The sequence below is a fragment of the Acidobacteriota bacterium genome (genome assembly GCA_016700075.1).
GTDB lineage: Bacteria > Acidobacteriota > Blastocatellia > Pyrinomonadales > Pyrinomonadaceae > OLB17.
In genome coordinates this window covers 1441553-1456813 of sequence record CP065000.1, presented here as the reverse complement: position 1 = coordinate 1456813, position 15261 = coordinate 1441553, and the positions used below count along the sequence as shown (strand labels likewise).

General features: G+C 53.6%; 11 protein-coding genes. 8 read left to right on the top strand and 3 right to left on the bottom strand.

The window, feature by feature from the left end:
- Window positions 1-40 precede the first annotated feature (40 nt).
- The 5 genes from IPM50_06495 (at window position 41) to IPM50_06475 (ending at window position 5693) form a co-directional block, all read left to right on the top strand.
- Entirely contained in the window at window positions 41-733 is a 693-nt protein-coding gene (locus IPM50_06495; protein QQS34213.1) for an arylesterase, read from the top strand.
- A gap of 35 nt (window positions 734-768) precedes the next feature.
- A complete protein-coding gene (locus IPM50_06490; GenBank protein QQS34212.1) occupies window positions 769-1332 on the top strand; it encodes a hypothetical protein in 564 nt (187 codons plus the stop codon).
- Between the two features lie 32 nt (window positions 1333-1364).
- Window positions 1365-2531 (top strand): threonine synthase, encoded by a 1167-nt coding sequence (locus IPM50_06485; GenBank protein QQS34211.1) that lies wholly within the window; start codon window positions 1365-1367, stop codon window positions 2529-2531.
- A 44-nt stretch (window positions 2532-2575) separates the two neighbouring features.
- Complete coding sequence (locus IPM50_06480; GenBank protein QQS34210.1) at window positions 2576-4525, top strand: radical SAM protein; 1950 nt, start codon at window positions 2576-2578, stop codon at window positions 4523-4525.
- Between the two features lie 64 nt (window positions 4526-4589).
- Entirely contained in the window at window positions 4590-5693 is a 1104-nt protein-coding gene (locus IPM50_06475) for an ABC transporter permease (protein QQS34209.1), read from the top strand.
- Here the strand turns inward: IPM50_06475 and IPM50_06470 are convergent.
- Window positions 5680-7377 carry a glycosyltransferase family 39 protein gene (locus tag IPM50_06470; GenBank protein ID QQS34208.1) on the bottom strand — a complete coding sequence of 566 codons (1698 nt, stop codon included), beginning with the start codon at window positions 7375-7377 and terminating at the stop codon, window positions 5680-5682. The genes IPM50_06475 and IPM50_06470 overlap by 14 nt on opposite strands.
- Window positions 7378-7554: 177 nt before the next feature.
- Between IPM50_06470 and IPM50_06465 the strand changes: the two genes are divergently transcribed.
- From IPM50_06465 to IPM50_06455, 3 genes are read left to right on the top strand one after another with little or no spacing between them, the layout of a single operon-like run.
- Entirely contained in the window at window positions 7555-7707 is a 153-nt protein-coding gene (locus tag IPM50_06465) for a hypothetical protein (GenBank protein ID QQS34207.1), read from the top strand.
- A gap of 19 nt (window positions 7708-7726) precedes the next feature.
- The gene (locus IPM50_06460) at window positions 7727-9736 is read left to right on the top strand and encodes a hypothetical protein (GenBank protein ID QQS34206.1); all 2010 of its coding nucleotides are present in this window, start codon (window positions 7727-7729) and stop codon (window positions 9734-9736) included.
- Window positions 9737-9756: 20 nt separating this feature from the next.
- Entirely contained in the window at window positions 9757-12252 is a 2496-nt protein-coding gene (locus IPM50_06455; protein ID QQS34205.1) for an alkaline phosphatase family protein, read from the top strand.
- Here the strand turns inward: IPM50_06455 and IPM50_06450 are convergent.
- Together IPM50_06450 and IPM50_06445 are read right to left on the bottom strand one after the other, a co-directional pair.
- Entirely contained in the window at window positions 12235-13353 is a 1119-nt protein-coding gene (locus tag IPM50_06450; protein ID QQS34204.1) for a flippase-like domain-containing protein, read from the bottom strand. The two genes, IPM50_06455 and IPM50_06450, sit on opposite strands and share 18 nt — an antisense overlap.
- A 69-nt stretch (window positions 13354-13422) precedes the next feature.
- A complete protein-coding gene (locus IPM50_06445; GenBank protein ID QQS34203.1) occupies window positions 13423-15105 on the bottom strand; it encodes a bifunctional transaldolase/phosoglucose isomerase in 1683 nt (560 codons plus the stop codon).
- Window positions 15106-15261: the final 156 nt, after the last annotated feature.

The window sequence follows — 15261 nt, the reverse complement described above, 5'->3', positions numbered from 1 at the left end:
TTTTGCATCTAAACGACGCGGCAAATCGTATTTACAGCCAATGAAGCACCTCAGAGATATTCGATATTTTGCCCTTCCGGGTTTCATTTTTCTCGCACTCATGATCGGTGCATGTGCGGGCAGCTCGGCTCCCGGTGAACCGCGGCAGCGGCGTGCCGCAAACACGGAAGCAAAGCCCAAACTGCCGAAGATCGTCGCATTCGGCGACAGCCTTACTGCGGGTTTCGGCCTGTCAGAAAAGGAATCGTACCCTTATTTGCTGCAGGAGCGTCTGCGTGCCGACGGCTATAATTACGAGGTCATCAACGCGGGTGTTTCGGGTGACACGAGCCTCGGCGGTCTGGAGCGGATCGACTGGACCCTCGAACAGGATGGGGTCGAAATATTGATTCTTGAACTCGGCGCCAATGACCTGCTGCGCGGAATGCCGGTCTCGAAGATGAAGTCGAACCTTGCCGAGATGATCAGGCGTGCAAAGGCGAAGAATGTGAAGGTCCTGCTTTGCGGCATGCTCGCTCCGCCGACCATGGGCTCGGATTATCAACGCGAGTTCGTTACTGCTTTTCCGGACCTTGCAAGCGAACACAAAGTTGAATTCCTGCCGTTCCTCCTCGAAGGTATAGCTCTCAACAAAGACCTGAATCAGGCCGACGGTATCCATCCGAATGCCGAAGGAACACGGCTTATGATGGAAAACATCTACAAAGCAATAATTCCAATGCTGCAACGCTGAAACTGAAATATACCGGGATGCGAAAGCATTCGGGTATGAAAAGCTCATTGTTTTTTGCTCTTTTTATCCTTTTAAGTGCAGGCACGCTCTCAGCCCAAAGTGACCATTATGAGCGCCCTGACGCTGAGAAGAGATTCAAACATTTCGTAACAGATACTGTCGGGCCATATGCCTGGGTCGGGATAGCAGCAGGTGCGGGTGTCGGGACCGCAACAGGCTCTCCTGAAGGCTGGGAAAAGAACACGAAAGGTTTCGGAAAGCGTGTTGCGTCAAATTTTGGGCGGAGCGTCATAAGAAACTCCGTGACGTACGGACTCGACGAAGCTCTCAAGCTGGACAGCCATTATTATAAGAGCGAGAAAAAGACGGTCGGTTCGCGAGTTGGGAACGCTCTGCTATCGACAGTGACCGCTCGCAGGCCCAACGGCAAACGAACGATCGGTGTTTCGCGAATAGTCGGTACCTATACGGCGAACACTATCGCGGCCGAAACATGGTATCCACGCGGCAACGACTGGAAAGATGGTGTAAGAACAGGCACGATATCGCTGGGCGTGAACGCGATGATCAATTTGGTCAGAGAATTCGTTTCAAAGTAGCCATCAACATTTGGTCGGGCTAGAATGCTCGAATGAATGTCACCCATCTCGAATGTGCCCTTTGCGGGCTTCGGCACGATGCGAACTTACTGCAGAACCTCTGCGTCGAGTGCGGAAAACCGCTGCTTGTCCGATATGACTTGGCAAAAGCGGCGGCGACTCTGACGCCCGAAAGCCTGCCCATGCGCACTGATTCGCTGTGGCGGTATCGCGAGGTTCTACCGGTCGTTGACGATGTGAACATCGTTTCGCTCGGCGAGGGCTGGACGCCGTTATTCAAATCGGATCGGTTGGCTGCAACGCTGCCTACAGCTGTCGATCTCTACATAAAGGACGAAGGCCAAAACCCGACGCAGTCTTTTAAGGCTCGCGGCATGACCGCCGCCATTTCAATGGCAAAGGAACTCGGCGTGAAGAAGACCGCTGTGCCATCAGCCGGAAATGCGGCAGGAGCGATGGCGGCGTATGCTGCGAAGGCCGGCATGGAAGCACACATCTTCATGCCCGCCGATACGCCGCGAGCGAACATCGTCGAATGTGAGCAGACCGGAGCGAATGTGACGCTAATCGACGGCTTGATCACAGACTGCGGAAAGATCGTCGCTGAGCGAAAAGATACGGAGGGCTGGTTCGATGTCTCTACGCTGAAAGAGCCCTATCGCGTCGAAGGCAAAAAGACGATGGGCTACGAACTGGCTGAACAATTCAACTGGAAATTGCCGGACGTTATCATCTACCCGACAGGCGGTGGGACGGGTCTGATCGGAATGTGGAAGGCGTTCGACGAGATGGAGGAAATGGGTTGGGTCGGGCCGAAGCGTCCGCGGATGGTCACGGTGCAGTCTAATACCTGTGCCCCGATCGTGCGGGCCTTTCATGCAGGCGAACGCTTTGCTGATGAATTCGAAAATGCCGCGACCGTCGCTTCGGGATTACGCGTGCCAAAGGCGATCGGCGACTTTTTGATACTCGACGCGCTGCGTGCATCGGGTGGAACGGCTGTCGCGGTAACTGACGATGAACTGGTTGCCGCTGTTGCCGAGATCGGAGCTGCAACCGGTATCTTTACCGCTCCGGAAGGAGCAGCGTGCCTGCCCGCCCTGCGAAAACTCATCGCCACTGGCTTCATAAAGGGCGGCGAAAGGGTCGTATTCTTCAATACGGGTGCAGGTGTCAAATATCTCGAAACATTTCAATGAACTGCTAATTTTGTTAATATTTCAATTTATTTGAGAGAACCATTATGTTCAGCGATAATTTCAGACGAGGCGAAGGGAAGACCAAGGGAATGGCCGGTTCGAAGGCGCTGTCAAAGGCGGCGGACATCGGCTGGAAGGCGTTTCAGGCGGTTAATACAGTTTTGCCCGAGGGCAAGTCGATACAGCCGAAATGGGCCGCGGAGCCGCTTCTGAAATCGTACGAACGCACATCGCCGCCGCTCGGTTTTCCGCGAGAGACTGATTCGCTCTGTCCTGCCTGCGTTAAACAAGTCCGCAACGGCGTGATCTCGGGCGATATTCCGCTGGATATCCTCATGAACTCGCATCCCGGCGAGATCAAAGCACAGATCGTCGAAGAGAACGGCCAGGTTATCATGCGAAAGGAGTGCCCGACGCACGGTATGTATGAGGACGTGCTTGCGACGGACGCCAGGTTTTTGCAGCGCATCGAGGATCTTTTCTTTGGCCGCGATTTCAAGGCCGCCGAGGACAAGCACGTCCATCATCACGGCACCTCAGATATCAAGTTCGGGCGCGGAGCGGTGTTGACCGTCGATCTGACGAACCGTTGCAACATGATGTGCAATCCGTGCTTCATGGATGCGAATCAGGTCGGCTATGTACACGAACCTACGTTCGAAGACATCAAGGCGATCCTCGACAGGGCAGTTTCGTTCAAGCCGCGGCGCCAGATAATCATCTTGTTCTCCGGCGGCGAGCCCACGCTATCGCCATTCTTTCTGGACGCTGTTGCGTATGCAAAGAAGATCGGTTTTTACCGCATCCTCGCCGCGACGAACGGCATTCGATATGCCGAGGACCCCGAATTCTGCAGAGCTGCAAAAGAGGCCGGCCAGCATGGCGTTTACCTGCAGTTTGACGGTACTAACGAAGAGGACAACAAACATCGTGGCGTAGGGAATTTGTTTGACGTTAAGCTGAAAGCGATCGAAAACCTCGCCGAGGTCGGCATCAAGGTTACGCTCGTTACGACGATCGTCAACTCGTGGAACAATCAGGGCATCGGCTCGATCGTGAAATTCGCTGCCGAGAATATTGACAAGGTTCAGACCATTGCATTTCAGCCCGTCTCGTTCACGGGACGTGATGAGGACGTTTCGGACAAAGACCGTATGCAGCAGCGTTATACGCTTGCCGGAATGACACACGATCTTAAGGATCAGCTCGGCGGTGTGCTCGAACCGATGCGTGATTGGTTCCCGCTGTCGTCATATTCGGCTTTCACGTCGGTGATGGATATGCTGCAGGGAGCCGATGCTCCGTGGGGCTGGTCCTCGTGCAATTGCCACCCGAACTGCGGGATCTTTACGCTAATGGTGATTAACAAAAAGACGAACGAGATGCGTTCGCTTTTTGAGTTCTTCAACTACGAGCAGTTCATGAAGGACGTCGCGAAGATCACCGATACGGCCCGCGGCAAGAAGCTGACGATGGCTCAGCTTGCGATGGCGATCATGCGAAATTACGACGCATCGCGTGCTCCCGAGGGTTTTCCGATCTCGCAGATCATCAATCTTTTCAAGCCTTCATCGGCAGCATCGAACAGCGACCGCAACGACCGTATGCAGGTCGAAAAGAAAGAAGAAGACATTTGGCGTGTGCTCTGCGTCGAGGGAATGTGGTTTCAGGACCTATTCACTTACGATTTCCGCCGGACGGAAATGTGCGTGATCCCTTACGGCACGCAGGAAGGCGAGATCAGCTTTTGTGCATACAACACCGGCGTCGGCTGGCGGCAGATCATCGAAGAAATGCACAAGACCGCGTCGCTTTCCGAATGGTACACAGAGCACGGCCGCCATGCAGTGTATGCCAAGGGCAAGGAAGTGCCCGGGATCAAAAAGACGCGTTCGCTCTCGCTGCCCGTGATCGCGAAGGTGCTCGAAGAAGACATCGACAAACCCGCCGTCACGCCTTATTTGGTTGAAGAGGAAGAGGTCGTCGGGGTTTAGATAATTAATGAGGTAAAGCGATAGCTGATAGCTGTTTGCCGATAGCTGTCAGCTTTTTGTTTGAATGAACAGTCTCGTCGTTTCAAATATGATGCATCGGCCTGCGCGGACATTGGTCAGCGTGGTCGGGATCGGCATCGGCATTTTGCTGATAGTTTTCACGGTCGGGCTTGCGAACGGCACCATCCGCGAACGTGCTTCGCGTGAGTCTGCCGTAGGAGCCGAGATAATGTTCCGCGCTCCGGGCAGTATGGGATTGAGCGGAGCAGATGCTCTGCGGCTGCCGGTCGAGTTGGCAAAAGAGGTCGAAACGGTCGAAGGTGTCGCGAAGGTTGTTCCGATCGCAACTAACAGCGTTTCTTCAAAAGAGGGCCTTACGGGAAGCCGGTTTGTGGACGGTGTCCCGTATGACGCTTATGGTGAGGTCGCGGGGCTGAAGATAGTTTCGGGCCGCAAGTTCGAAGAAGGCAAGGACGAGATGATGGCCGACACGGCGTGGTTTCAAAACCGCAAGCTAAAGGTCGGCGACAAGTTCAGCATTTACGACCGCGATTTTGAGATCGTAGGTATTTATGAACCAAGTGCGGGTGCGCGTGTAAAGATACCCCTTTCGACGATGCAGACGCAGCTCGGCTCCGAGGGCAAAGCCTCGGCATTTCTGGTCAAGATAAAAGAGGGTTTCACGCCGCAACAGGTCGGCGATGCACTTAACGCGAAGTTTCCCGACAATCAGATCATATTGACGAGTGAGCTGGAAGAGCTTTATATGCAGGGGTTTCCGGCGTTGAACGTTTTTCTGGACGTCGTGATCGGAGTTGCAGGAGCCATCAGTGCGTTGATAATTCTGCTGACGATGTACACGACCGTGACTGAGAGAACACGGCAGATCGGAGTGCTGAAATCCCTCGGTTTGTCCAACGTCGGCATCGCGATGTCCATTGTCGAAGAAGCGATACTGCTTAGCATCGCAGGCGTTATTTTCGGGGTTCTGGCAACCTATCTGCTGAAACTTGCCCTTGCGAAATGGACGACACTCAATGTCGCCATAGATCCGCAGATAGTGGCGACGATAGTCGTTGTCGGAATACTGAGCGGCGTTATTGGGGCGTTGTATCCCGGGCTGAGGGCAGCTCGGCTCGACGCGGTCGAGGCACTCAATTACGATTGACGGCGAGCCCGCGGATGGAGTTGGCGAGCCCTTCGTCAAGGAAATATATTCTCACCGCGGTTCGGCCGCTCACCGTTGCTTCGGGTGGCGTCATCCCCGAATTCTCCAGAAATTCTTCATATCGCGTGTTGCTGAAGTATCGCCTGCCTGAGGTCAGCAGGACGACGTCGCCGTTTCGCATTTCCGACACTGCCAGCGGGTCTGACAAAGATATGAAACGCAGGTCGCTCCGGCCGTGCTTCTCCGCGTAATAGTCGAAAAGAGCCGGCGTCTCGCACGCGATGGTCGCGTCTCGACCGGCCTTCGCAGCGATAATATCGACGGCCTCGCGGGTTGCGGCGTCGTAGAATTCATCGTGCGGGAAATAGGTTCCCGCAGCCGCGTGACCACCGCCGATGACATTAGTGAACATTCGATAATTTGGTGCGTAGGCGAGTGAATTCGCGATCGGAATGGCAAGCAGCAGAGCAACCGTTGCCGTCTCAAAAGCGATCCGCTTTGTCCCGTTAAGCGGCAGTTTTGCGGCGACCAGCGAAACGCCGGCGATGAATGCCGTCGCTGCACAGATCAGTATCAGCGGCTCGGCCAGCGTGAAATATCGGGTGAACTTTCCGCCAAGGAATGTGAACGGAAAAAACCACATAAATGCCCAGATCGCGAGCAAATAGCGGCCGTCGCCCATTTTCTTTCGGAACATCAGCGGCAGCCCGGCGAGGAACAGAACAAGCACCGGCAGCGTTGTTTTGACCGCAATGAAAACGTAGTAAAACGTCCACGGCACGCCGCTCAGCCACGCCGACATCTGATTGCGGTAAAGTGAGCCCATGAATTCGTAGCTGTCATGGCCGATGCGTTTTTCGCCGGAGAATTTCGCCATTTCCTGCCATGTTTCAGGCAGCATTATTGTGGGATTAAATAGCAAAAAAGCCAGCCCCATGACCACAAGAAACATAAGCCAGCGTTTTCCTCGCATATGCCATTTATTGGCGGCGACGTGTTTGAAGGCGTTGTAATAGGCCGCGGGTACCGCGAGCAGGTGCGGATAGTATTTTGACGCCATCAGAGCTGCGAACGCGATGCCCGCGGCCCATGCTTTCAAGGGCCAACGCGGGTTATCGTGTTCAGCCGCGGTCTGGCTCTTAACCCACAAAAGGCAGGTCAGCAGAAAAAAGAAAAGAACCAGGCTGTCCTCCTTCGCGACGCGGTCAAAACCGATCGCCATCGGCTCCACAGCCCACATTGCCGCCGCGATCAGTCCGTAGCTTCGTCCAAAAAGCTCAGTCAACAAAAGGAAGAGAAGCAGCGACGTGAATGTGCCGAAAAGTGCGATCGGAAATCGAAGTGCGGCCTCTTCGCGGATATTTGTGCCGAGCGAGGAATTTATTGATTCGCCAGCCGAAACACTCAACGTTTGCAGGCCTTTCATTAGAAAAGGATGCTCGCCGTTCTTGCCCGAAAGCCCATTCTCGCGATATTCACGAACGGTCTCGAGCTTGTTCATCTCGTCCTCGCCAAGGCTTTCGCTGCCGAGTTGGTATGTGCGAAAGGCGAAGCCGGCAGCCAGCGTCAGCATCAGAAATACGATAACGAAACCTCTGTTTCGAGCGAAGAACAGCGGTTCGGGGAATTCTTCACGAGAGATGCCCGCAGTCGCGGGAGGTGCCTGGGTCTCTGTTTTTTGCATATCCTGCAAAATGAATTTAAGTCCGCAACCTCTTTTGGGCCGGCTACATCAATACTATTTGATTGTAACGATTTGGCAAGGCAACGTCCTGCTAACTGTGTCCGAGTTTGTGAGAAAGTTCGGTCAAAATGCTAAACTCTTTGGATACGCCCTTTAGCGGGGCTGTTTTGGGTGCATATGCTGAAAGTGGTCGCTATTGTCCTTTTCGCAGCTTGGGCGGCAGCCATCGCGGCAGGAAAAGGCGGCCTCTACCACATTATCTTGCTGAACGCGATCGGGGTTTCATTCGTAGAGGTTCTTACCGTTTTTCGGGGCCGGCTTCAGGCGTAATTATTCTTTTGCTACACCGATGATCCGTATTTGTAAGAATCCACGGAAGTCTTTCGCCTGTCTGGCGGGTTCCGTCCTGCTGTGCTTTATTTCTGCCGGGATCGCTGCGGCACAAGTGGTCGGTCAGCCTGCGGATCTCGCGGAACCCTCCTTTCGTACTGACAGCAAGATAGTAGCAGGCGGAGAACTGGTTACGATCTTTGCCAGGAATGTTGCAAAGGACGGAGGGCTGACCATTGTTTCCGAAACACCTCTATTCAGCATTTTCAAGGACACTCTAGATGACAATGACCCCGCGAACGACCGCCTGAGATATATTTGGCTGCTGACCTATACTGAACCGGGATTTTGGCAGAAAGTTGCATCCGCGGTTCCCTTCTTTTATACGCGTGCCGGAAATAAGAAGGTCAGCGGTTCCGGTCCGCCGCCTGCATTGGTGGATCTGAACCGTCCGAACCCATCGATCTGGGATCAGGTATTTTGGATCGCCTTCAAGCGGATAATCGTGAATGACCTCAGTATCGCTCCTCGATCCAGCATCCTGCAGTATCGACAGAATGGCTCCGATCACAAGAAGGCGGCGATCGCCAGCGCATTGGCGCTGCTCACCGTATATCAGGACGCGGAAAACGAACGGATCCTCTCCGATCAGGACCTGAGTGATATTCAGGCAAAGCTGATTCTTGACAACAAGCCTTTCGGCGGAAGGATGCAATCAGAGAATTTCGGCAGGCTTGTAAAGAAAGAGACCGCATTGACGCGTGATTACCGGGGTCATAATTGGGAGCTTTTACGACAGCAGACAGAAGCTCAGGGATTGATATTCGATCCGATCGAGATGCCGGACGGTTCGGCGACCCACGCTATTGTTTGGGCAGACCGCGAGGAGATCAATGCGGGGCGAAACAAGAAATTTGACGGCAGGTTCTTGAACATTCGGGACCCGTGGACCGACCCCTCGCTGAAAAGGTGGGAAGGCTACATGGAAACTCGCTGGTACGACGACCAGGACAGGGAGGTCGATCATGATCACCCGAACGCTCGGGCGAGGACGCTGATCCCGCTTGCGGTCTATGGGCTCGACAATCCTAAGATCCCGGTCATCCTTGTAGATTTTCGCAATAACAAAAACCCGAAGTTTCGAGAGATGTCACGCCGCGTTCTGAATGACGTTACCGGAAACGTGCTGTCTCTGTCGAAATTCAGCAGCGTTCCCTACTTTCTCGGGCGTTTTCTGTTGGATTTCACTACATCTCGACGCGGGACCGACTTTAACCAGGAATCACGCCGAAGGTCCTACGCTCAACTCAAGACACTGATCGCGTTGGATGATTCGCTCTCGGTTCCTTTGCGTGAAGAGATGGCAAAACGTGTAGAGTCATCGACCTTGAATCCGCGGCAGAATGACCTCGACGTAGAACTGCAGATCGCCCGGCTCCAGTACCGCAACCTGATGCTCTATGCCGAACGTCCTGATGGCTTGGCGAAGCGTATCCGAAACGACCGCCGAGAGGAAATGGCTCGCCTCAAGAGCGGAACGGCGTCGCGTACCTTTCATTCGTTCATCAGTTTTTTGACCTTCGGCAATTACAAACAAAGAAAGAATTACAATTCTGCGAATATTGCAATGATCGACGTTGCTAGGCGTCTCCAATATCACGAGCGGATCATTCGCGAAACGGCGGCCCGGTCAGTTAGGCCCGAGATCGATTCCAATATCGCCCAACTTAAGGATTCTCTTGATTTCATCGCTTCCGAAGGCGGATCAAAGGCGACAGCAAAAACCGCAAAGGCAATTTCCTCCATCTTCAAGGCAACGCGTCTGCCCGACATCAGGGAACGGGCGTTGGCCGGGCTTTATCGCATCAATAATCCTGAAGCGAAAAGCCAAATGCTTGCGATATATTCGACGCCCGATATTGACGACCATTGGCGGGTCGAGACGGCCCGTTATCTGAGAAAAGCACGAACGGAAGGACTGAAAATGTCCGATCATGATTCCCGCATCATCGCCGGGCTTCTCCCTTAATAGTTACCCAGGATCGAAGGATGAAGTTTTTTAGGACCTTCAATTTGTCATTGCTGATACTTTTCTGCCTCGCGTCAGCGGCAGAAGGTCTGGGCCAGCCGGTGAAGCGGATCGTTATAGTAAAGATCGACGGGTTGCCGAGCTATTATGTCGATAAATTCGTAAGAGAGACCGACCCGAGCACCGGGCGGTCGATGCTTCCTTGGATCGATCATGTTTTTTATAAGAATGGCTCCCGCGTCCCGAATTTCTATACTCGCGGCTACAGCATCTCAGGCCCGGCGTGGGGCGTGCTTGATACGGGCCAACATATGCAGGTCAAAGGAAATGTCGAATACGACCGCTATACGCTGCATCCTTACGATTATCTGAATTTTTTTCCTTATTACCTGAACTACGCTTTCAAGCAGAACGCCGATATGCCCGCGGTCGAGGTGCTGGATCAGTTAGGGGTGCCGTTGATATCAGACATATTTCCGTATGAGCGGCGCTACAAGAGCCACCAGCTCTACCAACGCGGAAACAATTGGGAGATCTTGGCAAAAGGATTTGTTAAGCACTATCCGGGCAATATCTCGGATTTTCTCGATGAATGGACCATTGGGCTGCCGTTCAGAAAAACGACCATCAATCAAAACGCGCACGACATCATTCGAATTCTTACGAGAGAGCATAATGTCGATTACATGGACTACTATGACGTGTCCTTCGACCACATATCACATCACAACAATGACCGACCTTCGCGCATCAATGCTCTAAGGGAGATAGACCGAGTCATCGGACAGTTTTGGAACGCGATCGAAACGTCAAAACGAGGGCCGGAAACGGCATTGGTCCTTGTTTCCGATCACGGTTTCAATTCGGACGAAGAAACATACAGTCAGGGATTTAATATCGTTCGATTGCTTGCAGGGGCAGAGGGCGGTGCTCATCACACGGTCACCAAACGCCGTCTGCTCCTCGAATACAGTGTAAAGGGGATCTATCCTCTGACGCCTTTGATCAGAACGGTTTCCAAAGACTCTCGATATCTCAATGGCCAAAGCCAGGATTACCCGACAGCGCTTGTCGATTTCGACGGAAATGAGCGCTCGACCGTGCATTTCAGAAACAGCGACCTGAACAAACTGCACATACTTCTGCAGCAGATAAAGAACGGGCTCCGGGAGCCGATGCTTTCTGCCGCGTCCGCGTCGGTCATGGACCTGATCGGGCGGCATCGCTCAAAATGGGAAAGTGTTTCGGCCGAAATGAAAGAGGAACTTGCGGCATTGGACCGCTGGACGGCTGCCCGAGCCGCGAAGGCGGAAAAGAATCCCAAGAAATTCAGCCTGGAACAGATCGCACTGGGGCTGGACAAACAGGCCCGACGGGAGTTTGCTCAGGTGGCTCTTGACCGTCGAATGCTCGCGGACAATCGAGCATACCTGAGAAGCCTCGACAGCCTGCTCTCGTTGAAGCAGGACGCGCTGAAAGCCGGAAAATTCAATATTCGCGATCTGGTTCATCCCGGAGCTATGGGTGAACATAATTCGATCCACCAGCTGCAGAATTACGTTTTCGGTGTTGCTCCGACCGGGCTTGTTGTCGGGGGCGACGGCATGATCGACGACGAACGCAGTTTCGAGAGGGTCGATTACTTTGATCTGCTCATAAGCCAGCGTGTCCGAAACAATGTTCAGGAGAAGATCGGCAATCGGCCGATCGACTTTACGGTTACTAGAATACCGGCTCGCGATCTGGCCGGCGTTTTGTCGGACGAAAATGCCACTGATCAGGATGCGGTCTGGCTTGCCGGGGCGGACAGCAAACAGGCATTGCTGCTGACGCGCATTGCATCAAACGGTGAGCGGAGCTATCGATATTTGACCGTTGGCGGTTTGCGGCAGAACAAGGACGGGAAGATAGAATTTGACGTTCTTGAGCCACGGGAAGGCCACCCTTTGCGCTATTTTGAAGACGCTCAGTTTGATACCCGCGGTGAATCGCCTTCCGATTGGCTCGGCCGTTGGCACACTGAGAACGATTGGCTGAACGCCGTTCATCAAACACGGTATTCCAATGCTCTTATGTCGATCGTCGAACAAACGCTTCACCACCCGCTGCCGCCGCCGGCCGAAGCGATCGGGGCTGACGGCGTCCTGATACAGCGTTTCCGGCAGCGGCAACGCGATATGTCCGAGCCCGAGATCGGCATACTGGCAAACTATCACTGGAATTTTGACGTTCGAGGATTCAATCCCGGTGGAAATCACGGATCGTTCTTTCGCGTTTCATCAAACTCGACGTTCATGATCGCGGGCGGCGACAGTACCGGAATCCCGCGGGGCCTCGCCGTTGCCGCTCCTTACGACAGCTTGAGCTTCGCTCCGACGATCCTGAATTTGATGGGATTCATTGACGATCAGGGAGCGCCATCGAGAGAGCTGAGAGGAATGGGTTTTCAGCCGATGCCCGGCAAAATAGTCACAGAGATAGCGAAACCTTCCAACTCGTCATTCAGCCGACGATGATCTTTGTTCCTTTGCTTCGGCGATCTTTTGGGCTCCGCGTTCTGCCGTTCGCCACAATAACACACCGACACCGATGACCGTCGACAACAGGATCGCTCCGCGGCGTACGAGAGCCAATGCCACACCTACGGCCGTCGTGTAGCCGAGAATACGCAATATAAGTCCATTGCCTCCTTCATAAACTCCAACCGTGCCCGGAATAAAGCCGAACGCGGCGTTTATGATCTTCGTCAGACTCTCGATAATGAACGCCGTCGCTACCGTGGCATCTGTGAAACCCAGTAACTGCAGGATCAGATAAACCTCGATAACACTGATGATGTGAACGCCGATGCTGATCGCAAAAAGGATGAAAAAGTCGCGTTTTCTGTCGTGATAGAAATCGAAAACGATGCTTTCCACGTCTCTTATGTTCTTCTGTTTCCGAATGAAGAAAGCTGGAGCAATGCCTTTATTTTCCAGGTACGAGATGGCACTTGATGTTGGCGTAACGCGATACTTGATGGCAAGCACGAATGCCGCGAACAGCACCAGCGACACGATGACCGTGCCGATCAGGACACGTCCGACCGCCTCTCCGCCCGTTCCATAGGTCGCAACCAGTAGAGCAATACCTGCCAAGACCATGAATATGACCGTCAAGTAATAGAGGATATTGTCGATGATGACCGCAGATGCACCATAGGTCAGCGGCAAGTTGCGTCTAAGCAACATGGCCTTTGCCGCATCGCCCAGGAATGGGCCCGTGAATGTAAAGAAGGTCACGGCTTCGCCGCCGAATCTGGCAGCAAGAGCGCTTCTGAATTTGAAGTTTCGATGCTCGGGTTCGACAGCAAGGTACATACTCGCGGCACGGCTGACGTGGCGGATAAAATTCAGAGCAAAGATCGGAATGAATCCCCAACCGACCTTTGAAACTGATTCGAGTATGCTCTGATACCCAACGTTGTAGATCAGAAAAGCGAGAAGCCCGAGGCCGAACAAGAACGCAATGCCGTGGGCACCGATCATGACGTGCTTGCCACGAGGTCCGCGGCGACGGTCTTCGGGCGGTGTGCCGTTATCCGCCTTTCGTTCGTCTTTGTCAGGCTCCATTCCCATTTGCTGCCGAATATCGGCGTAAACTTCAGTATAGCGAGAAGCCTTTGTATTACATAATTTAACGATTTTTCAGGGCAAGACCGCAGACAATATCAGTTCAAGCCCCGCTTTCACATCAGGACCGAGATGAATGCGAAGGGCTCTGCGGCCGCGATCGACCAGGACCTCAAAATCACCGCGTGCCTGTGATGCAGCAACGACCCCGAAAGTGTATTTTTGGCCCGGCACGGGCAGGTCGAATGGGTCATCGGCGGTTATCTGCAGGAAAACACCATTGTTCGCACCGCCTTTGTATGCCTGGCCGGTCGAATGAAGGAACCGAGGCCCAAAACCGAGACAGGTCGCAGCATGACATCGTTCCAAGACGGCCTTTCTGATATGTCCAAGCAGAGTTGAATGTTCAGTATTCATTTCCAGATATGCAAGCAAGGCGAAATAATCATCCGGACGAATGTTTCCGATATGAGCGGCAAGGATATCAGCAAGCTTGTTCGCTTCCGCTGTCAATTGCGACGCGTATTGTTCGCCGGCGTACAGCCCTATGTTGCCCTCGATGTAGAACGGTGTTTCGCCGGGAAGCGCACCTGTTTGTTCATAAGTGTCGGTGAGCTTACGTGCCTCGATCTTTGCGGATTCGACATCGGGCTGGTCGAACGGGTTGATGCCCATGACCGCACCGGCGACCGCGGTGGCGAATTCCCAACGGAAGAATTCCTGTGCGAGCCGAGAAACATCGGGCATTTCGATCGACACGGTCGGATGGCCGGCGTTTTGCAGATCTTTCGCAAATTTGTCGAAGTCCATTGAATGCCCGGTCGCGATAAATGCGAAAATGCGGTCATCGCCGTATTTCGCCGTATCCAATTTCGGCTCGCCGTCGACAGGAATGATCGCAACGCCGTTCTTGCCGGTAGATTCGGCGACTAGCTGCTCCAGCCACGCGCCCAAACTTGCGACCTCCGGCGATGTGAAGATCGTCAGTTTATCGCGTCCGGCTTTATGGCAGACGCCCAACAGCAGTCCAAGCAATGCCCCGGGATTGTTTTGCGGATCGCCGTTTCGGCATGCTGCTGACATTCGGCTCGCGTTGTTGAGGAATTCTTCAACATTCAGCCCCATCGCTGCTGCGGCCGCCATCCCGAACGGCGACAATGCCGAAAAACGCCCGCCAACCGTCGGTTCGCCATAGATGATATGCCGAAAGCCGTCATCGAGGGCGACCTGTTCCATTCTTGAGCCCGGATCGGTAATAGCAACGAAATGTTTTCCCGGCTCGGTTGAACTTTGCGATACGCGGTCAAAGAAATACTGCTTGAAACAGTTAGGTTCCAGCGTCGAGCCGGATTTACTCGCGACAATGAAAAGCGTCTTTTCAAGGCTGATCTTGTTCTCCACCGCCTTCACCTGTGCGGGAACGGTGGAATCGAGGATGTGAAAATGTGCCTTACCGAAAGTGTTTGCCAGAACCTCAGGGCACAGCGAAGAGCCGCCCATACCAAGCAAGAGAATATGCTCGAAGCCGGCCGTCTCTATATCCTCGTGCAGGCTGCGGTATTTCTGCAGGTCCGCAAGCTCTCTTTCGACAATATCAAGCCAGCCCAACCAGTTCTCTTCGCCGCTGCCGGTCCATACACTTGCGTCCCGCTGCCAGATCCCGGCGATCTTGTCGTCGACCTGCCATTGTGCAGCTGTTCGGCGGAAACCGCCTTCTATCTGATCGGGCAGAAAATAACTAAACGAATTCAAAGCCATGTTGTGATTCTCACGCAATAAGCAGTTTGGAGCAATACCGTACGATCCACTTTGCAATTGCCGCTATGTCCGGACGCACTTCGTCTCATTGAGGAACTGGATCGAATTGCGGAGTGGCTAGACTTGTTCTTTTGTCATGTTAGAATGCCCGCATGA

Excerpts from the sequence above, each read along its gene's own strand:
- IPM50_06495 (QQS34213.1), top strand. The coding sequence starts at position 41 with ATGAAGCACCTCAGAGATATTCGATATTTTGCCCTTCCGGGTTTCATT.
- IPM50_06490 (QQS34212.1), top strand. The coding sequence starts at position 769 with ATGAAAAGCTCATTGTTTTTTGCTCTTTTTATCCTTTTAAGTGCAGGC.
- IPM50_06485 (QQS34211.1), top strand. The coding sequence starts at position 1,365 with ATGAATGTCACCCATCTCGAATGTGCCCTTTGCGGGCTTCGGCACGAT.
- IPM50_06480 (QQS34210.1), top strand. The coding sequence starts at position 2,576 with ATGTTCAGCGATAATTTCAGACGAGGCGAAGGGAAGACCAAGGGAATG.
- IPM50_06475 (QQS34209.1), top strand. The coding sequence starts at position 4,590 with ATGAACAGTCTCGTCGTTTCAAATATGATGCATCGGCCTGCGCGGACA.
- IPM50_06470 (QQS34208.1), bottom strand. The coding sequence starts at position 7,377 with ATGCAAAAAACAGAGACCCAGGCACCTCCCGCGACTGCGGGCATCTCT.
- IPM50_06465 (QQS34207.1), top strand. The coding sequence starts at position 7,555 with ATGCTGAAAGTGGTCGCTATTGTCCTTTTCGCAGCTTGGGCGGCAGCC.
- IPM50_06460 (QQS34206.1), top strand. The coding sequence starts at position 7,727 with ATGATCCGTATTTGTAAGAATCCACGGAAGTCTTTCGCCTGTCTGGCG.
- IPM50_06455 (QQS34205.1), top strand. The coding sequence starts at position 9,757 with ATGAAGTTTTTTAGGACCTTCAATTTGTCATTGCTGATACTTTTCTGC.
- IPM50_06450 (QQS34204.1), bottom strand. The coding sequence starts at position 13,353 with ATGGGAATGGAGCCTGACAAAGACGAACGAAAGGCGGATAACGGCACA.
- IPM50_06445 (QQS34203.1), bottom strand. The coding sequence starts at position 15,105 with ATGGCTTTGAATTCGTTTAGTTATTTTCTGCCCGATCAGATAGAAGGC.